This is a genomic window from Nocardiopsis sp. iso_186 (assembly GCF_056173365.1).
This window is the reverse complement of sequence record NZ_CM149670.1, coordinates 496,084-514,135: the sequence shown is the minus strand read 5'-3', so window position 1 is coordinate 514,135 and position 18,052 is coordinate 496,084. Positions and strand designations below refer to the sequence as shown.

Here is an 18,052-nt window from a genome sequence, read left to right as displayed (position 1 = left end):
CGCAAAGCTAGGCAAAGCTCACTCCCAACGTGGTCGCAACGACGATGGCGGCGCCGAACAGCATGGTCAGGGCGTAGCTGCGGGCGAACCCGGTCTGGGTGAGCCGCAGCCCCTCGGAACTGCCCTTGACCCAGCGGGCCACCCCGTTGACGAGACCGTCCACGACGGAGTTGTCGAAAGCCGTTGACGCCTTGGTGAGCACCAGGCCGGGGCGCATGAACAGGCCCTCGTTGACGGCGTTCCCGTAGAGCTCGTTGCGGGCGGCGACGGTGACGAAATTGCCCTTGGGCGCGGCCCCGGGCACGTCGGCCCGGGCATAGCGCACCCAGGCGAAGGCCACGCCGGCCAGCATGAGCGCCAGGGCGATCAGCGAATAGGGGCTGAGCACCATGTGCGCGAGATCGAACTCGTGGTGCGGCGCCCCCACGACAGGGGCGAGGAACTGGGCGAGGGTGTAGTTGAACACCAGGAGCGCGCCCAACGCGACCGAACCGACGGCCAGCACAATCATCGGCACCGTCATGGACATCGGCGATTCGTGCGGGTGCGCGTCCTCGGCCCAGCGCTTCTTGCCGAAGAAGGTCATGAACATGATCCGCGACATGTAGAACGCGGTCAGCCCGGCCCCCAACAGCGTCGCCCAGCCGAGGATCTGGCCGGTGACGCCGCCGGAGTCGAAGGCGGCCTGGATGATGCCTTCCTTGGTCCACCAGCCGGACAGGAACGGCACCCCGATGATCGCCAGGTAACCGAGCCCGAAGGTGGCGAAGGTGATGGGCATGGCCGAGCGCAGGGCGCCGTACCTGCGCATGTCCACCTCGTCGTTCATGCCGTGCATGACCGATCCGGCGCCCAGGAACAGCCCGGCCTTGAAGAAACCGTGCGTGACCAGGTGCGCGATGGCCGCCGCGTAGCCGATGGGACCGAGGCCCGCGGCGAGGACCATGTACCCGATCTGGCTCATGGTGGAGCCGGCCAGGGCCTTCTTGATGTCGTCCTTGGCGCAGCCGATCGCCGCACCGGCCAGCAGGGTGGCGGCACCCACGATGGTCACGACCAACTGGGCGGTGGGTGCGGCCTCGAAGATGGGACCGGACCGCACGATCAGGTAGACGCCGGCGGTGACCATGGTCGCGGCGTGGATGAGGGCCGAGACCGGGGTCGGGCCCTCCATCGCGTCCAACAGCCACGCCTGGAGCGGGAGCTGGGCGGACTTGCCGCACGCCCCCAGCAGGAGCAGGAGGCCCACAGCGGTCATGACGCCCTGGCCGGCACCGGGGGCCGCCTCGAAGAGGGGGCCGAAGGCGACGGTGCCGAACGTCGTGAACAACACCATGATCGCGATCAGCAGACCGATGTCACCGACCCGGTTGATCAGGAACGCCTTCTTGGCGGCGACCGCCGCAGAGGGCTTGTACTGCCAGAATCCGATGAGCAGGTAGGACGCCAGGCCGACGCCCTCCCAGCCCAGGAAGAGCAGCGCGTAGTTGTCGGCGAGGACCAGGACCAGCATCGCCGCGACGAACAGGTTGAGGTAGGCGAAGAAGCGCCGACGACTGTCGTCGTGGGCCATGTACCCCACCGAGTAGATGTGGATCAGCGATCCGACACCGGTGATGAGCAGCACGAAAGTGATCGACAGCGGGTCCAGCAGCAGGCTGACGTCGGCGGAGAACCCGCCGACCTCGATCCAGCGATAGACCTCGACGACGCGGCTGCGGTCGGCGGGAGCATAGGAGAGCAACGCGAAGAGGCTGGTCACGGCCCAGGCGAAGCTGGCCAGCGACATGGCGATCGCGAGCCAGTGCCCCCACGTGTTGGTGCGCCGGCCGCCCAGCAGCAGGATCGCCGCTCCCAGCAGGGGGAACGCGATCAAGAGCCAGGCATAGGTGTGAACGGCCCCGTCGGCCGCGGCTGTCACCGCGGTCGCCTCGGCGGCCAGGTATGACGTCATGGCAGCCGCCCTAGTTCTTGAGCAGGTTGGCGTCGTCCACCGACGCGGACCTGCGGGTTCGGAAGATCTGCATGATGATGGCCAGGCCGACCACGACCTCGGCCGCGGCAACCACCATCACGAAGAAGGCGATCACCTGTCCCTCGATGCCGCCGTGGATGCGGGCGAAGGAGACGAAGGCCAGGTTGCAGGCGTTGAGCATCAGCTCCACGCACATGAAGACGATGATCGCGTTGCGTCGCACCAGGACGCCCACCGCGCCGATGGTGAACAGGATCGTCGCCAGGAGGATGTAGTTCATCGGGTCCATCAGCCCTTGCCCTCCTGTTCTTCGCTGCCGCCGTCGAGGCGCGCGTCGGGATCCTGTTCGTCGCGGTGGTGGCTCTCCTTGGACCATGTGGAGTCCGCGGCGCTGCCGGGAGTCGCTCCCACCGTGAAGCGCAGGTCCTCCGGTACCTCGCGCTGCTCCTCCGGGGCCCGGGCGGCGAGCACCGGGTTGAGGGAGAGCTCCGAGACCGAGCCGTCCGGCAGCAGGGCCGGCATGTCGATCGCGTTGTGCCGGGCATAGGTACCGGGACCGGGCAGGTTGGTCGGGTGGTCACCGCGGATGCGGTCCTGCGACATCTGGCGCTGGCTGCGCCGGCGCTTGAGGCGCGTCGTGTGGGCGAGCACCAACGCCCCCAGGACAGCGGTGATCAGCAGCGCGCCCGTCGCCTCGAAGGCGATGATGTAGCGGTAGATGATCTCGCTGGCGATCCAGGGGATGGAACCTCCTGCCGCGGCCACCCCGGCGGCGAGGCCGACCGGGGTGCCCACCGTGATGGTGGCCAGGCCGCCGACCAGGGGGACGAGGAAGGCCAGAGCGACGACCGCGGTGAGGAGTCGCTGCCCCTTGATCGTCTCGACCAGGGAGTCCGAGGAGCTCACCCCGATGAGCATGAGGACGAACAGGAAGAGCATCAGGACCGCGCCGGTGTAGACGACGATCTGGACGACCATCAGAAAAGGTGCCTGGTTGATGCCGTAGAAGACCGCGAGACCGATCATGAAGACGGCCATCATCAGCGCCGAGTAGACGGCCTTGCGGCTGAAGACCACGCCGAGCGCGGCGAGCACCACGATGGTGCCCAACACGTAGAAGGCCCCGGTCTCGCCGCCGCCGATGGCATCGGTCGCCGCGGCCTGGAGGGGGAGGACGGTCACTGGGCGGCCTCGCTGTCCTGCTCGCCCGAGTGGGCCGCCGGCACGGTCACGTCGTCGCGACCCAGCCGGTAGTAGTCCTCCTCGGTCTCCCCGAGGCGCATGGCGTGCGGGGGCTGCTCCATGCCTTCGTACAGCGGCGCCAGCAGCTGCTCCTTGGTGAAGATGAGGCTCTCGCGGCTGTCGTCGGCCAGCTCGTACTCGTTGGTCATCGTGAGCGCGCGGGTCGGGCACGCCTCGATGCACAGCCCGCACAGGATGCAGCGCAGGTAGTTGATCTGGTAGACGCGACCGTAACGCTCACCCGGGGAGTAGCGGTCCTCCTCGGTGTTGTCGCCGCCCTCGACGTAGATGGCGTCGGCTGGGCACGCCCAGGCGCACAGCTCGCAGCCGATGCACTTCTCCAGGCCGTCGGGCCAGCGGTTCAGCTGGTGACGCCCGTGGAAACGGGGCATCGTGGGCGCCTTGACCTCGGGGTACTCAATGGTCGGCACCTTTTTGAACATGGTGTGAAAGGTGACGCCGAACCCTTTCACGGGATTGAGCCACTCAAGCACCGGTAACCTCCTCGCGCTTTTGGGCCGGGACCGGCTGGAAACGGGGTTCCTCCGCGGCGACGCTGCTTCCGTAGTGCGCAGCTGTCATGGGTGGCACGGGGAATCCGCCGTGCATGGGGTCGTCGCGCTTGGCCTGTCGTTCGGCGGCCATCTCCGCGGCCTCCTCCTCGCGGGCCCGCTCCGCGGAACGCCCCCAGGCGAGCAGCCCGGCGACGACCAGCAGGAAGAAGACGCCGATGACGATGACGGTCACGTAGGGCGGGTACTGCTCGTTGCGCAGGACCCGGATCGTGGCGACCGCGGTGATCCAGACGAGCTGGATGGGGATGAGGACCTTCCAGCCCAGCGCCATGAGCTGGTCGTAGCGGACGCGGGGCAGTGAACCGCGCAGCCAGATGAACAGGAACATGACGAACAGGAACTTGCCGAGCCACCACAGTGCCGGCCACCAGCCCTCGTTGGCACCGGCCCAGAAGGTGGTGATCGGCGGGGGTGCGTGGTAGCCGCCGAGGAAGAGCGTGACGCTCACCGCGGCGACGGTCACCATGTTCACGTACTCGGCGAGGAAGAACATCGTGAACTTCATCGAGGAGTACTCGGTCATGAACCCGCCCACGAGTTCGCCCTCGCCCTCGGCGAGGTCGAAGGGCAGCCGGTTGGTCTCGCCGACCATCGTGATCAGGTAGATCACGAAGGACGGGAAGAGCACGATGGCGTACCAGACGTGCTGCTGCGCCTCGACGATCCCGGAGGTGCTGAGCGTTCCCGCATAGATGAAGACCGCCACGAAGGACAGACCCATCGCGATCTCGTAGCTGATGACCTGGGCCGAGGCACGCAGACCGCCGAGCAGCGGGTAGGGGGAGCGGGAGGCCCAACCGGCGAGGACGATGCCGTACACGCCGATGGAGGCCGTGGCCAACACCAGTAGCACCGCGACCGGGAGGTCGGTGAGCTGTAGGCGGGTCTCGACACCGAACATCGTGACCTCGGGCCCGATGGGGATGACCGAGAAGGCGATGAACGCGGGGATCGCCGCGACCATCGGCGCCGCGATGTAGACGACCTTGTCCACGCTGCGCGGGATCAGGTCCTCTTTCAGCGACAGTTTGATGCCGTCCGCCAGGGACTGCAGCAGACCCCAGGGGCCGAACCGGTTGGGCCCGTGCCGCTGCTGCATCCGACCCATGACCTTGCGATCGGCCATGATCATCATCAGCACGCAGACCATGAGGAAGACGAAGATCCCCAGGGCCTTGATGAGTACGATCCACCAGGGATCGTTGCCGAACGCCTCGAGGCCGGGTTCGGCGGCCAGTTGGCTGGCCGACTGCAACGCCGTCACTGCACGCTCCCAGCACTCGTCGGGGTCTGGTCGGCCGTGCCGTCGTCAACGGCCAGGGAGACGACCGCTCCGGCCCCCGCCCCGAGATCCCTGCGGGCGGAGCATCCTACGGCGTTGGCCGGGAGCCAAACGACCCTGTCGGGCATCTCGGTGAGGATGGCGGGCACGACGACCGATCCGATCGGGCCCGAGACCCGCAACAGGCCGCCGTCGGAGAGGCCGATCTCGGCGGCGGTGGCGGCGGAGAGCCGCGCCACCGCGGGGCGCGCGGTACCGGCCAGGTAGGGCTCACCGTCCTGCATCCGCCCCTCACCCAGCAGCTGGCCCCACGTGGAGAGCACTGCCTCGCCGGCCTCCGGGACGACGGCCTGCTCGGCGCGTGCGGTCGGGGCGGGGACCCGCGTACCGGACCAGCCCCCGAGCTCGGCGAGCTCGCGGCGGGCGGCGGCGGCGTCGGGCAGACCGAAGTGGACGTCCATCTCGTCGGCGATCGCCGCGAGCACCCGCAGGTCCGAGAGCAGACCGGGGATCTTGAGCGCGTCGCCGAAGGGTCGGCCACGGCCTTCCCAGTTCACGAACGTCCCGGCCTTCTCCGCGACGGCGGCCACCGGCAGCACCACGTCGGCGCGGTCGGTGACGTCGCTGGCGCGCAGTTCGATGCTGACGATGAACGGCACCCGGTTCAGGGCCGCGCGGGCGGCCGCCGGGTCGGGCAGGTCGTCGAGGTCAACGCCCGCGATCACCAGTGCGTCGAGCTCACCCGCCGCTGCGGCGGCGAGGATCGCGTCGGTGTCGCGTCCCGGCGTCGCCGGGAGGTCGGCCACCGACCAGAGCCGGGCGACCTCGGCGCGGGCCCCGGCGTCGGCGACGGGGCGTCCCACCGGCAGCAGGTTGGGCAGGGCACCCGCCTCGACCGCACCGCGTTCACCTGCCCTGCGCGGGATCCAGGCCAGGCGCGCGCCGGTGGCGTCGGCGAGCCGGACCGCGGCCGAGAGCGCACCGGGGATCTCGGCGAGACGCTCACCGGCAAGGACGACCGCACCCGGTTGGCGCAGCGCCTCAAGGGTGTCGGGTGCGACATCGGCGAGGGCGTCCAGGGTGCGGGGCTCGTCGCCGGGTGCGGTGGGGATCAGGGTCCCGTTGGTCTTGGCCAGGCCGCGGCTGGCGAAGGCCGACACCGCGAACACGCGGGTGTGGTTCTTGCGGGCGGCCTTGCGCAGCCGCAGGAAGACCACGGCCGCCTCGTCCTCGGGGTCGAAGCCGGCGAGCAGGACGGCGGGGGCGTTCTCCAGGTCGGTGTAGGAGACCTCGATACCGGTGCCCGCGACCCGCGCCGCGATGAACTCGGCTTCCTCCCCGGAGTGCGCGCGCGCCCGGAAGTCCACGTCGTTGGTGCGCAGCGCGGTCCGGGCGAACTTGGCGTAGGCGTAGGAGTCCTCGAGCGTCAGCCTGCCACCGGTGAGGACGCCCACCCGGCCACGGGCCTCGCGCAGTCCGGCGGCCGCGGTCCCCAGTGCTTCGGGCCAGGAGGCGGTCTCCAGGGCACGGCTGTCCTCGTCGCGCACCAGCGGGTGCTTCAGGCGGTCGGACCGGGTGGCGTAGGTGAACGCCCACCGCCCCTTGTCACAGTTCCACTCCTCGTTGACCTGCGGGTCGTCCCCGGCGAGGCGGCGGGTGACCTTGCCGCGCCGGTGGTCGGTGCGCAGCGAGCAGCCGGCCGAGCAATGCTCGCAGACGCTGGGTGTGGAGACCAGGTCGAAGGGGCGCGAACGGAACCGGTAGGCCGCCCCCGTGAGCGCGCCGACCGGACAGATCTGCACGGTGTTGCCGGAGAAGTAGGACTGGAAGGGCTGCCCCTCGGCGATGCCGACCTGCTCCTTGGCGCCGCGCTCCAGCAGTTCGATGAAGGGGTCGCCGGCGATCTGCGCAGAGAAGCGGGTGCAGCGGGCGCACTGGATGCAGCGCTCGCGGTCAAGCAGTACCTGGGTGGACAGCGCGACGGGTTTGGGGAAGGTCCGCTTGACGTCGGTGAAGCGGGTCTCGCCCTGCCCGTTGGCCATGGCCTGGTTCTGCAGCGGGCACTCACCGCCCTTGTCACAGACCGGACAGTCCAGCGGGTGGTTGATCAGGAGGAACTCCATGATCCCGCGCTGGGCCTTCTCCGCCACCGGCGAGGTGAGCTGGGTCTTGATGACCATGCCCTCCATGACGGTGATGGTGCACGATGCCTGGGGTTTGGGCATTCCCCGACCGTTTCCGGCGTCGGGGATCTCCACCAGGCACTGGCGGCAGGCCCCGACCGGGTCGAGGAGCGGGTGGTCGCAGAACCGGGGGATCTGGATGCCGAGCAGTTCGGCGGCCCGGATCACCAGGGTGCCCTTGGGGACCTTGACCTCGAAGCCGTCGATGGTGACGGTGACGAGGTCCTCCGGAGGCACCGCGGGGCTGCTCCCCCCCGAGGGGGTGTTGGTCGTGACTGTCATCAGGCGTCCTCTTCCACGGACTCGCTCGACCAGCGAGTGGTGCGCTGGTAGGGGAAGAGCTCCCAGGCGGGGGTGTGGGTCCCCGCGATGAACTCCTCCCGGAAGTACTTGATCGCCGAGGTCACCGGGCTGGTGGCGCCGTCCCCGAGCGCACAGAAGGAGCGACCGAGCAGGTTGTCGCAGATGTCGAGCAGCTTGGCGACGTCCTCCTCGGTGCCCTTTCCCGCCTCGATCCGGCGCAGGACCTGGGCCATCCAGAAGTTGCCCTCGCGGCAGGGCGTGCACTTGCCGCAGGACTCGTGGGCGTAGAACTCGATCCAGCCGCGGACCGCCCGGACCACCGAGGTGGTCTCGTCGAAGATCTGGAGCGCCCGGGTGCCCAGCATCGACCCGGCGGCCCCCACTGACTCGAAGTCCAGGGGGGTGTCCAGGTGGGCGTCGGTGAAGATCGGCGTGGAGGAACCGCCCGGCGTCCAGAACTTGAGGCGGTGCCCGTTTCGGACCCCACCGGCCATGTCCAGGAGCTCGCGCAGTGTCACCCCCAGCGGCGCCTCGTACTGGCCGGGTCGGGTGACGTGCCCCGACAGCGAGAAGAAGCCGAATCCGGCAGATTTCTCGGTGCCCATGGAGGTGAACCAGTCGGCACCGTTGGCGACGATGCTGGGCACGCTGGCGATCGACTCGACGTTGTTCACCACGGTCGGCGAGGCGTAGAGCCCGGCGACCGCCGGGAACGGGGGCTTGAGGCGGGGCTGGCCGCGGTAGCCCTCCAGGGAGTCCAGCAGGGCGGTCTCTTCACCACAGATGTAAGCGCCCGCTCCGGAGTGCACGACCACGTCGAGGTCGAAGCCGCTGCCGAGGATGTCCGTGCCGAGCAGCCCGGCCTCGTACGCCTCGGCGACGGCGTGGCGCAGCCTGCGGATGACGTGCAGGACCTCGCCGCGCACGTAGACGAAGGCGTTGCGGCTCTTGATCGCGTAGGAGGCGATCGCGATTCCCTCGACCAGCGCGTGCGGATTGGCCAGCAGGAGCGGCATGTCCTTGCAGGTGCCCGGTTCGGACTCGTCGGCGTTGACGACGAGGTAGCGCGGGTTGGGGTTGTCCTTGGGCAGGAACCCCCACTTCATGCCGGTGGGGAAGCCCGCACCGCCACGGCCGCGCAGTCCGGACGCCTTGACCAGGTCCACGATGGCGTCGGGCTCCATGCCCAGCGCGGTACGCAACGCCTGGTAGCCGCCGTCCTCACGGTAGGCGGCGAGGGTGAAGGAATCGGGACGGTCCCAGTTCTTGGACAGGATCGGGGTCAGCGTGGTCACTTGGCACCGTCCTCGGTGGCCGGGGCGGCCGCGGGCAGGTCCGCCGGGTCGGGGGCCTGCCAGCCGCGTTGGCGGGCCAGCTCAAGGCCGGCCAGCGAGGGCCCCGATGCCTGTACGCCTTCGGTGGCGCGTCCGTCGTCGATACCGGCCAGTACCCGGGACGCCTGTTTCCAGGTGCACACGCTGTTCGCCCCGCGGGTGGGGGTGACGTCGTTGCCCAGTCGCAGGTCGTTGACGAGCCGGCGTGCCGACTCGGGTGTCTGGTCGTCGAAGAACTCCCAGTTGACCATCACGACCGGCGCGAAGTCGCAGGCCGCGTTGCACTCCAGGTGCTCCAGGGTGACCTTGCCGTCCTCGGTGGTCTCGTCGTTGCCGACGCCCAGGTGCTCCTTGAGGGAGGAGAAGATCTCGTCCCCGCCCATGACCGCGCACAGCGTGTTGGTGCACACGCCCACGTGGTAGTCGCCCACGGGGCGGCGCTTGTACATCGTGTAGAAGGTCGCCACCGCGGTCACCTCGGCGGTGGTGATGCCCAACTGGTCGGCGCAGAAGGCGATGCCGTTGACGGAGACGTACCCCTCCTCCGACTGCACCAGATGCAGCAGCGGCAGCAGGGCCGAGCGCTCCTTGGGGTAGCGGGAGATGATGTCCTTGGCGTTGACCTCCAGCCGGGCAAGGGCCTCTCCGGTGAAGACACTCGTGCGGGCAACCCGCTCCTCGGATGCCTTGGGGGTCTCTGGCGTACTCATCGGTCAACGCCTCCCATCACGGGGTCGATGCTGGCCACCGCCGCGACGACGTCGGCCACGGTGCCGCCTTCGCACATGGCCGCGACCGCCTGGAGGTGGGTGAACGAGGGGTCGCGGAAGTGCAGACGGTAGGGACGCGGGCCACCGTCGCTGACCGCGTGGCAGCCGAGTTCGCCCTTGGCGCTCTCCACCGCCGCGTACGCCTGCCCCGGAGGGACCCGGAAACCCTCGGTGACGAGCTTGAAGTGATGGATGAGGGCTTCCATGGAGCCGCCCATGATGTGCGCGATGTGGGCGGGCGAGTTGCCCATGCCGTCGGCGCCGATCGCCAGCTGTGCGGGCCAGCCGATCTTGGCGTCCTCGATCATGACGGGGCCCGGCTGGAGCTTGTCGAGGCACTGCTCGACGATCTTGAGGCTTTCCTCGATCTCTGCGACGCGGACCCGGTACCGGGCGTAGACGTCGCAGCCGTCGGACACCGGCACGTCGAACTCGTAGTTCTCGTAGCCGCAGTAGGGCTTGGCCTTGCGCAGGTCCCAGCCCAGGCCCGACGAACGCAGCAGCGGGCCGGTGATACCCAGCGCCATGCAGCCGGCGAGGTCCAGGTAGGCGACGTCTCGGGTACGGGCCAGATAGAGCGGGTTGGCGTCCAGGAGCTTGCGCATGTCGGTGAGCCGCTTGGGCATCTCCACCAGGAGCTCGCGGATCTTGCCGACCGCGCCGGGGGGCAGGTCCTGGGCGAGGCCGCCCGGACGGATGTAGGCGTGGTTCATCCGCAGGCCCGTGACCATCTCGAAGATGTCGAGGACCATTTCGCGTTCGCGGAACCCGTTGGTCATGATGGTCGTCGCGCCCAGCTCCATACCGAACGTGGCCATCGCGACGAAGTGCGAGGACATCCGGTTGAGCTCCATCATGAGCACGCGGATGACGCTGGCCCGGTCAGGGATGCGGTCGGTGACGCCGAGCAGCTTCTCCACCGCGAGGCAGTAGACGGCCTCGTTGAAGATCGGCATGAGGTAGTCCATGCGGGTCACGAACGTGGTCCCTTGGGTCCACGTCCGGTACTCCATGTTCTTCTCGATGCCGGTGTGCAGGTAGCCGATGCCCACCCGCGCCTCGGTGACGCTCTCGCCGTCGAGGGTGAGGATGAGCCGGAGCACACCGTGCGTCGAAGGGTGTTGGGGACCCATGTTGACGACGAGGCGGTCGGTGTCCGCGCGCTGGGCCGCTGCGACGACCTCGTCCCAGTCACCGCCGCTTGCGTTGACGTAGGTTTCCGTCGGGGTCGTACTCATGGTCGCGCTCCCCTCCTCTCTCGACTCTGCCGCCGGCATGAACGCGCTCCGCGCAAGGACACCGCCGACTCCGCTCGCTCCTCGGCTCGCCGCTCCGAGTCCCAGTCACCGCCGCTTGCGTTGACGTAGGTTTCCGTCGGGGTCGTACTCATGGTCGCGCTCCCCTCCTCTCTCGACTCTGCCGCCGGCATGAACGCGCTCCGCGCAAGGACACCGCCGACTCCGCTCGCTCCTCGGCTCGCCGCTCCGAGTCCCAGTCACCGCCGCTTGCGTTGACGTAGGTTTCCGTCGGGGTCGTACTCATGGTCGCGCTCCCCTCCTCTCTCGACTCTGCCGCCGGCATGAACGCGCTCCGCGCAAGGACACCGCCGACTCCGCTCGCTCCTCGGCTCGCCGCTGCGAGTCCCAGTCACCGCCGCTTGCGTTGACGTAGGTTTCCGTCGGGGTGGTCACGCGTACGACCTCCGCTCGTCCGGCGGCGGGATCGTGGCTCCGCGGTACTCGACCGGGATCCCGCCCAATGGGTAGTCCTTGCGCTGGGGGTGGCCGTTCCAGTCATCGGGCATCTGGATCCGGGTGAGACCGGGGTGTCCGTCGAAGACGATCCCGAAGAAGTCCCACGCCTCGCGCTCGTGCCAGTCGTTCGTGGGATAGACGGCGACGATCGAGGGGATGTGCGGGTCGGTGTCGGGGCAGGTGACCTCGAGCCGGATCTCGCGGTTGTGCGTGATCGAGCGCATTTGGTAAACCGCGTGCAGCTCACGATCGGTATCGGAGGGGTAGTGCACGCCGCTGACACCCAGGCACAGCTCGAACCGCAGCGCGGGATCGTCGCGCAGGCGGGCGGCGACCTCGGTCAGGTGCTCGCGGCGCACGTGGAAGGTGAGCTCGCCGCGGTCCACCAGGACCCGCTCGATCGCGTCGCCGAAAGAGGTGCCGGCCTCCTTGAGGGCGTGCTCCAGGGCATCGGCGACGACGTCGAAGTCCGCGGTGCGGGGATCGGCCTCGTCGGCGTAGGGGCGCTCGGTTCCCAGCGGGATGTCCCGAAAGACCTGGAGCCCCCCGTATCCGGAGGTGTCCCCCGAGCTCTTCGCGCCGAACATGCCCCTGCGGGCGACCGGCGAGTTGAGACGTTCCTCACCCAGCTTCGAGGGGAGGTTTTCCCCTTCTGCTAGGTTAGGCTTACCTTCATGGCTTTCGGGGCTCATGGGGTGTTGCCCCCTTCGCTGTGCTGGACCAACGGCAGCATGCGCATGCGCCGCGTCTCCAGTTCTTCGATCTCGCGCTCGCGATGTGCGCCGAGCTTGGTGTTCTGGACCTTGTCGTGCAGTTTGAGCACGGCGTCCAGCAGCATCTCGGGGCGCGGCGGGCAACCGGGGAGGTAGATGTCCACAGGGACGACGTGGTTGACGCCCTGAACGATGGCGTAGTTGTTGAACATGCCTCCACTGGAGGAGCACACGCCCATGGCGATGACCCATTTCGGGTCGGCCATCTGGTCGTAGATGGTGCGCAGGACGGGGGCCATCTTCTGGCTCACCCGGCCCGCAACGATCATCAGGTCGGCCTGGCGTGGAGTGGCCGAGAACCGCTCCATGCCGAAACGGGCGATGTCGTAGCGCGGTCCGCCGACCGACATCATCTCGATGGCGCAACAGGCCAGCCCGAACGTCGCCGGCCACATCGACGTCTTGCGGACGAATCCGACGGCCTGCTCCACGGTGGTCAGCAGAACTCCGCTGGGCAGCTTCTCTTCGAGTCCCATCAGGCGAACCCCCTTTCCGGTTCTTCGATCTCACTGGGTCGGGACACACTGGACGGGCCGTGCGCGGGCCCCATACGCGTCAGTCCCATGCGAGTCCTTCACGGCGCCACTCGTAGGCATAGGCAATCGAGACGTTGACGAGGAAGAGGATCATCGCCACCAGGCCGAAGAGCCCCAGGGAGTCGAGATGGACCGCCCAGGGGACCATGAAGATGATCTCGATGTCGAAGACGATGAAGAGCATCGCCGTCAGGTAGTACTTGACGGTGAAACGACCGCCGCCGACCGGCTGCGGGGTGGGGTCGATACCGCACTCGTACGCCTGGAGCTTGGTGCGGTTGTAGCGCTTGGGGCCGGCGACCGAGCCGGCCACCAGCGAGACCACCACGAACGCGGCGCCGATCCCACCGAGTACGAAGATGGGTGCGTAGAGCTCCATCGCTAACCGTTCCCTGTCGTTGCTGCGCGGAATTTGTTCATCACTTGGGGTCCTCGCTGGGGTGTCTGAAGACGCGCGCTTTGGCTCCCGCGACCGGTTCAGGCAGCGGGAGCCAGTTTCGAGAGGCCGTTGATGACCCGGTCCATGGCATCGCCGTGGGTGGGCTCGGTGAGGTTGGCCAGCAGCTTGAGCGTGAAGCGCATCAGGAGCGGCTGCGGGAGGCCGTACTTGGTCGCGTACTTCATGAAGTCGGGGTTGCCGATCATCTTCACGAAATAGCGGCCCAGCGTGTAGTAGCCGCCGTAGGTGTCGCGCAGGATGACCGGGTAGCGCAGCAGGGTCCGCTCCCGGGCCTGCTGGGTGGGCCTGCTGAGCGCTTGGGCGACCACGTCGGCGGCGATGTGGCCGGCCTCCATCGCATAGGCGATGCCCTCGCCGTTGAAGGGATTGACCATCCCCCCGGCATCACCCACCAGCAGCAGCCCGCGCGCGTAGTGCGGCGTGCGGTTGAAGCCCATGGGCAGCGCGGCGCCCAGGATCTTGCCCTGCTGGTTCTCCTCGGTGAAGCCCCACTCCTCGGGCATACTCTGCGTCCAACGGCGGAGCAGTTCGCGATAGTCCACCTTGCCGAAGGAGGCGGTGGAGTTGAGGATGCCCAGACCGACGTTGCTCGTGCCGTCCCCGACACCGAAGATCCAGCCGTACCCCGGCAACAGGACGTCCTTGCCTGCGCTGCGGTCCCACAGTTCCAGCCAGGACTCCAGGTAGTCGTCGTCGTGGCGGGGGCTGGTGAAGTAGGTGCGTACGGCGACGCCCATGGGGCGGTCGTCGCGCTTGCGCACGCCCATCGCGACGGAGAGCCGGGAGGAGTTGCCGTCCGCGGCGATCACCAGCGGGGCACGGAAGTGCACCCGGTCGCCCTCGGAGTTCTTGGCCGCGACACCGACGATGCGGTTGCTGCGCTCGTCGATGACCGGCTCGGTGACGGTGGTGCGCTCCAGGAGCCGGGCGCCGGCCTTGACGGCCTGGTTCACCAGGATCTGGTCGAAGTCGTATCGGGTGCGGACCAGGCCGATGCCCGGGTATTCGGCGAGGTCGGGCCAGGGCAGTTCCAGGCGCGCACCCCCGCCGATGATGCGGAGTCCGTGGTTCTTGACCCACCCGTCGCCCTCGTAGGAGACGCCCATCGAGGTGAGCTGCTTGACGGCTCGCGGGGTGAGGCCATCGCCGCAGACCTTCTCGCGGGGGAAGGACGTCTTCTCCAGAAGGAGGACATCGACTCCGGCCTGGGCGAGGTAGTAGGCGGCCGTGCATCCGGCGGGCCCCGCGCCGACGATGATGACATCGGCTTCGTTCGCGGGTGGTCCGTTGACGGCAGACGATGGGGTCGGTGCTGTCTGGCTCACGAATGGTCCTGACTGCTCGGCGCGGCATTGCGCTGGGTCATGCTGGGAGACGGGGTTTGTGGCTATACATATTTGCGGGAAAGAACTCGCACCCTTGTGAAGCACTTCACAAGGGTTTGTGTCGCAGTCTAGACCGTCTCCCACCCCGGAGCGACCCCCGCCCCCACTTGGCGAACAGCGCAGCCGCACCCTCCCGACAAGGGGTTTCACCAACCAACGATGCGGATATATAGAGGGGTTTGACCGCCTTGTCACACAAAGGCGAGAGGGCACACCCCCAGCGAACTTGGTTCCACGAAAGGGATATTCAACGCTTATCGCCCGAACTTCACCGCTTCCGCTCCCAGTCACACCAGGGGATATCAATCCGGAGAAGATCTTTTTCGGCGCACCCCGGATACACCGAGTGCGCACGACCGGTCGGTCGTGCGCACTCGGTGGAGCGGTGAGAAGTCGGTTCAGGCCCGGCGGTATCCCCGGTGCAGAGCGACCACGCCCAGGCTGAGGTTGCGCCAGGCGACGTCAGACCATCCGACCGCCTGCAGTTCCTTGGCTAGAGCCGGCTGGTCCGGCCAGGCCGCGATGGACTCAGAGAGATAGGAGTAGGCCGAGGGGTTGTCGCTGAAGCCGCGCGCCACGAGTGGCAGCACGACCTCCATCCCCTTGCCCAGGGCCTTGTCGAGGGCCCCGACCGGCAGGTGGCTGAACTCGCAGATGACGATACGACCGCCGACCTTGGTGACGCGCAACAACTCGGCCAGGGCGTCGCCGACGTCGTTGACGTTGCGCAGACCGAAGGAGATGGTCACGGCATCGAAGGTCCGATCGGCGAACGGGAGCCGCAGCGCGTCCCCGGCCACCACGGTGACCCCGCGGCGGGAGGCTCCACCCCGACGCTCGGCACCGACCTGGAGCATGCCCAGCGAGAAGTCGCAGGCGATGACCCTGGCCCCCTTGGCGGTGAAGGATTCCGACGAGGTTCCCGTCCCGGCCGCGAGGTCCAGCACCAATTCCCCGCTGTACGCCTCCACGGCCTGTACGGCCGCGCGCCGCCAGCGCCGGTCCTGGCCCAGTGAGAGCACGTCGTTGACGAGGTCGTAGCGTCCGGCGATGGCGTCGAACATCGCGGCGACGTCTCGGGGGTTCTTGTCGAGTTCGGCACGGGTCATGACGACCAGCCTAAAGCGGTCCGGAGTCCAGAAGAACCGGTTCCGTCTCGCCGGAAATCCTTTTTCCGCCCGACCCCGAACCGGAAAACGGTTACTGTAGGTAATCGCCTATGCCGTTTGAGCAAACGGATGACCTTTTGGAGCCCTGGAGACCGCTCGTGCCCCGCACCCTCTCGTTCCTGACCGCCGGCCTCGCCGCGTTGACCGTCGCGGGGATGCTCGCAGCTCCCGCCGAAGCCGGCACCGCGCACTCTTTTGTGGTCAGCGAGAAACCCGTGGCGTGGACCCCGCACATCCTCGACGGCAGCGTGAAGTCGATCGTCCAGATCGGTCGCACCGTGGTCGTGGGTGGCGACTTCTCCACCGTGACCGACCCCAACCGGGACGTGACCGTGGAGCGGGACGGACTGTTCGCCTTCGACTACGGGACCGGGCGGATCGATACGGACTTCACCCCCAGGGTCAACGGCACGGTGGTTTCCCTCGCAGCGGGCCCGGGCGCCACGGTGTACGCCGGCGGTACGTTCACCAGGGTCAACGGGTACGCACAGCGAGGGGTCACCCAACTCTCGACGGCAAACGGCAGCCGGATGACGGCCTTCGGCGGAAATCTCGACAACGGTGCGACCTACCGCTTGGCCACGCACAGCGGAAAGCTCTACGTGGGTGGGAGCTTCACCTCGATCAGCGGACAGTCACGCACTGGAATCGCCCGGCTGGACGGGACCAGCGGCGCCGTGGACGGCGCATTCGACATCGCGATCAGCGAACCGCGCCGCGGCACGCTGCGCGTGCAGGAACTCGCGCTGAGTCCGGATGGGCGACGCCTGCTCATCAACGGAACCTTCACCAAGGTGCAGGGGCAGCGGCGCCAGCAGATCGCGATGATCGACACCGCTTCCAGCCCTGCGCGTCTGGGGAACTGGTCCACCGAGGCGTTCGCCTCGGAGTGCGACTACGCCAAGCTGCACACGTACATGCGCCAGATGTCGTTCTCCCCGGACGGCTCCTACTTCGCGGTGGTCACCAGCGGGGGCCCGGAGAAGAAGCCGGGACTGTGCAAGAGCGCCAGCCGCTGGGAAACCACCGACATCCCCCAATCGCGCCACACCTGGGTGAACTACACCGGCGGCGATTCGCTGTACTCGGTGGAGGTCACCGGTGCGGCCGTCTATGTCGGGGGGCACCAGCGTTGGCTGGACAACCCCCGGGGCCACAAGTCCGCCGGGGAGGGCGCGGTCTCCCGGGAAGGAATCGGCGCGATCGATCCCCGTACGGGCAAGGCACTGGCCTGGAACCCGGGCAGGACCCGCGGATACGGTGTGGAGGCGCTGCTCTCCACTCCGGACGGTCTCTACGTCGGCAGCGACACCGAACGGCTGAACGGGCTCTACCGGGCCCGCCTGGGGATGTTCCCGGCCCTCTGAACCGAACGGCGGATCTGGTCGCGCCGCGTCCGTCGGGTGGCCGTGTCGAGCACGGTCGGGACTAGCCGACGGGGCGATGCTCGGCGTCTCCCTCGTCCTCTTTGGCCGATCCGGCGTCCAGACGGTCGGCGACCCCCTCTCCCTTGGCCAATCGCGCAGAAAGCGACGCCGACATCGCGTCGCGCTGCTTGGAGAGCAGAACAAAGCTGACCAGGCCGCTGACCAGGAAAGCAAGCACCAATGCCAAGAGGTCCCGGGCCCCGAGAACGTAAACCACACCGAGGGTGACCACGAACAACAGCAGGCGTGCCGCGGTATAGGTGATGACGTTGCGCATGAAACTGCCTCACAACGGGCGAGTCGGCGAATAGATTAGGGGAAGGCAACGCGCGGGGCCGGACCAGCGACCACCGCAAGAACGTGGTGTCGGCATCCGCACCGGAGCCCACAGCACGCACGTCCCCCCACATCACAGGGTAAGGGGGTCGCTTCCGGAGGCGGGAACCACCCCTCCCGTGCGCTGTCGCCTGTCTCGGCCCGGATATCCACATCCGACTCGACACAGGGGGCACCCAAAAAGTGACACCCAAATCAAAGATTACGTTCAGGTCACATCTCGCCGAGGGCCGATCCCTTCTTCCTAATTTTTACGAAAACTAGGGATGAAACGGACTAACTCGTGCACACTAGGGGATCAAACGCCCGTCCTGAATTCCAAGACGGGTCGGAAGGGGGATTGTGAAGGTGGAAAGAGGAAGCGAACGCTTGCTGACACCCGGAGAGGTAGCCTCCCTCTTCAGGGTCGATCCCAAGACGGTGACCCGATGGGCTGCCTCCGGTCGGATCAGCAGCATCCGCACGCCCGGCGGACACCGCCGGTTCCGTGAATCCGAGGTCCGGGCACTGCTACACGGGGAGACCACCGAGAGCTCGCGCTAGCGAGG

17 protein-coding genes are annotated in these 18,052 nt (G+C 67.9%); 2 read left to right on the top strand and 15 right to left on the bottom strand.

The genetic code is table 11. The features are described 5' to 3' along the window. Positions 1 to 7: 7 nt before the first annotated feature. The 14 genes from nuoL to AC0VYP_RS02300 all read right to left on the bottom strand — a co-directional run bounded on the left by nuoL (position 8) and on the right by AC0VYP_RS02300 (position 15,681). Entirely contained in the window at positions 8 to 1,954 is a 1,947-nt protein-coding gene (gene nuoL, locus AC0VYP_RS02365) for an NADH-quinone oxidoreductase subunit L (RefSeq protein ID WP_285760716.1), read from the bottom strand. A gap of 10 nt (positions 1,955 to 1,964) precedes the next feature. After that, positions 1,965 to 2,264 carry an NADH-quinone oxidoreductase subunit NuoK gene (gene nuoK, locus AC0VYP_RS02360; protein WP_285760715.1) on the bottom strand — a complete coding sequence of 100 codons (300 nt, stop codon included), beginning with the start codon at positions 2,262 to 2,264 and terminating at the stop codon, positions 1,965 to 1,967. Beyond that, on the bottom strand, positions 2,264 to 3,157 hold the full coding sequence (locus AC0VYP_RS02355; protein ID WP_285760714.1) for an NADH-quinone oxidoreductase subunit J: 894 nt from the start codon (positions 3,155 to 3,157) through the stop codon (positions 2,264 to 2,266). The genes nuoK and AC0VYP_RS02355 overlap by 1 nt, the downstream gene beginning before the upstream one ends. Beyond that, positions 3,154 to 3,711 (bottom strand): NADH-quinone oxidoreductase subunit NuoI, encoded by a 558-nt coding sequence (gene nuoI, locus AC0VYP_RS02350; protein ID WP_285760712.1) that lies wholly within the window; start codon positions 3,709 to 3,711, stop codon positions 3,154 to 3,156. Before nuoI ends, AC0VYP_RS02355 begins: the two co-directional genes overlap by 4 nt. After that, positions 3,704 to 5,056 carry an NADH-quinone oxidoreductase subunit NuoH gene (nuoH, locus tag AC0VYP_RS02345; RefSeq protein WP_285760711.1) on the bottom strand — a complete coding sequence of 451 codons (1,353 nt, stop codon included), beginning with the start codon at positions 5,054 to 5,056 and terminating at the stop codon, positions 3,704 to 3,706. The genes nuoI and nuoH overlap by 8 nt, the downstream gene beginning before the upstream one ends. Next, positions 5,053 to 7,539: an NADH-quinone oxidoreductase subunit G gene (locus AC0VYP_RS02340; RefSeq protein WP_475472238.1), complete on the bottom strand. Its 2,487-nt coding sequence runs from the start codon at positions 7,537 to 7,539 to the stop codon at positions 5,053 to 5,055. Before AC0VYP_RS02340 ends, nuoH begins: the two co-directional genes overlap by 4 nt. Beyond that, positions 7,539 to 8,855, bottom strand: a complete 1,317-nt coding sequence (gene nuoF / locus AC0VYP_RS02335; protein ID WP_285760709.1) for an NADH-quinone oxidoreductase subunit NuoF — start codon at positions 8,853 to 8,855, stop codon at positions 7,539 to 7,541. Before nuoF ends, AC0VYP_RS02340 begins: the two co-directional genes overlap by 1 nt. After that, complete coding sequence (gene nuoE, locus AC0VYP_RS02330) at positions 8,852 to 9,604, bottom strand: NADH-quinone oxidoreductase subunit NuoE (protein WP_475472237.1); 753 nt, start codon at positions 9,602 to 9,604, stop codon at positions 8,852 to 8,854. Before nuoE ends, nuoF begins: the two co-directional genes overlap by 4 nt. Beyond that, positions 9,601 to 10,902 (bottom strand): NADH-quinone oxidoreductase subunit D, encoded by a 1,302-nt coding sequence (locus AC0VYP_RS02325; RefSeq protein ID WP_475472236.1) that lies wholly within the window; start codon positions 10,900 to 10,902, stop codon positions 9,601 to 9,603. The genes nuoE and AC0VYP_RS02325 overlap by 4 nt, the downstream gene beginning before the upstream one ends. 449 nt (positions 10,903 to 11,351) lie before the next feature. After that, a complete protein-coding gene (locus AC0VYP_RS02320; RefSeq protein WP_285760706.1) occupies positions 11,352 to 12,110 on the bottom strand; it encodes an NADH-quinone oxidoreductase subunit C in 759 nt (252 codons plus the stop codon). Continuing rightward, the gene (locus tag AC0VYP_RS02315) at positions 12,107 to 12,667 is read right to left on the bottom strand and encodes a NuoB/complex I 20 kDa subunit family protein (protein ID WP_475472235.1); all 561 of its coding nucleotides are present in this window, start codon (positions 12,665 to 12,667) and stop codon (positions 12,107 to 12,109) included. Before AC0VYP_RS02315 ends, AC0VYP_RS02320 begins: the two co-directional genes overlap by 4 nt. A 79-nt stretch (positions 12,668 to 12,746) precedes the next feature. Next, entirely contained in the window at positions 12,747 to 13,106 is a 360-nt protein-coding gene (locus tag AC0VYP_RS02310; RefSeq protein WP_285760704.1) for an NADH-quinone oxidoreductase subunit A, read from the bottom strand. A gap of 98 nt (positions 13,107 to 13,204) precedes the next feature. Beyond that, positions 13,205 to 14,512, bottom strand: coding sequence for a geranylgeranyl reductase family protein (locus AC0VYP_RS02305; RefSeq protein WP_285760702.1), 1,308 nt, complete (start codon positions 14,510 to 14,512; stop codon positions 13,205 to 13,207). A gap of 458 nt (positions 14,513 to 14,970) precedes the next feature. Further along, the gene (locus tag AC0VYP_RS02300; RefSeq protein ID WP_285760701.1) at positions 14,971 to 15,681 is read right to left on the bottom strand and encodes a demethylmenaquinone methyltransferase; all 711 of its coding nucleotides are present in this window, start codon (positions 15,679 to 15,681) and stop codon (positions 14,971 to 14,973) included. 137 nt (positions 15,682 to 15,818) lie between these two features. Between AC0VYP_RS02300 and AC0VYP_RS02295 the strand changes: the two genes are divergently transcribed. After that, positions 15,819 to 17,108, top strand: coding sequence for a delta-60 repeat domain-containing protein (locus AC0VYP_RS02295; RefSeq protein WP_432707502.1), 1,290 nt, complete (start codon positions 15,819 to 15,821; stop codon positions 17,106 to 17,108). 61 nt (positions 17,109 to 17,169) lie between these two features. On the opposite strand, the gene AC0VYP_RS02290 is transcribed toward AC0VYP_RS02295, so the two are convergent. Then, positions 17,170 to 17,445: a DUF4229 domain-containing protein gene (locus AC0VYP_RS02290; protein WP_285760700.1), complete on the bottom strand. Its 276-nt coding sequence runs from the start codon at positions 17,443 to 17,445 to the stop codon at positions 17,170 to 17,172. Between the two features lie 401 nt (positions 17,446 to 17,846). Between AC0VYP_RS02290 and AC0VYP_RS02285 the strand changes: the two genes are divergently transcribed. Beyond that, entirely contained in the window at positions 17,847 to 18,047 is a 201-nt protein-coding gene (locus AC0VYP_RS02285; RefSeq protein WP_285760698.1) for a BldC family transcriptional regulator, read from the top strand. The last annotated feature ends 5 nt before the right edge of the window (positions 18,048 to 18,052 follow it).

What these genes read in the sequence shown, in the direction of transcription:
- nuoL (WP_285760716.1), bottom strand. Translation starts at nt 1,954, where the DNA reads ATGACGTCATACCTGGCCGCCGAGGCGACCGCGGTGACAGCCGCGGCC.
- nuoK (WP_285760715.1), bottom strand. Translation starts at nt 2,264, where the DNA reads ATGGACCCGATGAACTACATCCTCCTGGCGACGATCCTGTTCACCATC.
- AC0VYP_RS02340 (WP_475472238.1), bottom strand. Translation starts at nt 7,539, where the DNA reads ATGACAGTCACGACCAACACCCCCTCGGGGGGGAGCAGCCCCGCGGTG.
- nuoE (WP_475472237.1), bottom strand. Translation starts at nt 9,604, where the DNA reads ATGAGTACGCCAGAGACCCCCAAGGCATCCGAGGAGCGGGTTGCCCGC.
- AC0VYP_RS02325 (WP_475472236.1), bottom strand. Translation starts at nt 10,902, where the DNA reads ATGAGTACGACCCCGACGGAAACCTACGTCAACGCAAGCGGCGGTGAC.
- AC0VYP_RS02320 (WP_285760706.1), bottom strand. Translation starts at nt 12,110, where the DNA reads ATGAGCCCCGAAAGCCATGAAGGTAAGCCTAACCTAGCAGAAGGGGAA.
- AC0VYP_RS02315 (WP_475472235.1), bottom strand. Translation starts at nt 12,667, where the DNA reads ATGGGACTCGAAGAGAAGCTGCCCAGCGGAGTTCTGCTGACCACCGTG.
- AC0VYP_RS02310 (WP_285760704.1), bottom strand. Translation starts at nt 13,106, where the DNA reads ATGGAGCTCTACGCACCCATCTTCGTACTCGGTGGGATCGGCGCCGCG.
- AC0VYP_RS02300 (WP_285760701.1), bottom strand. Translation starts at nt 15,681, where the DNA reads ATGACCCGTGCCGAACTCGACAAGAACCCCCGAGACGTCGCCGCGATG.
- AC0VYP_RS02290 (WP_285760700.1), bottom strand. Translation starts at nt 17,445, where the DNA reads ATGCGCAACGTCATCACCTATACCGCGGCACGCCTGCTGTTGTTCGTG.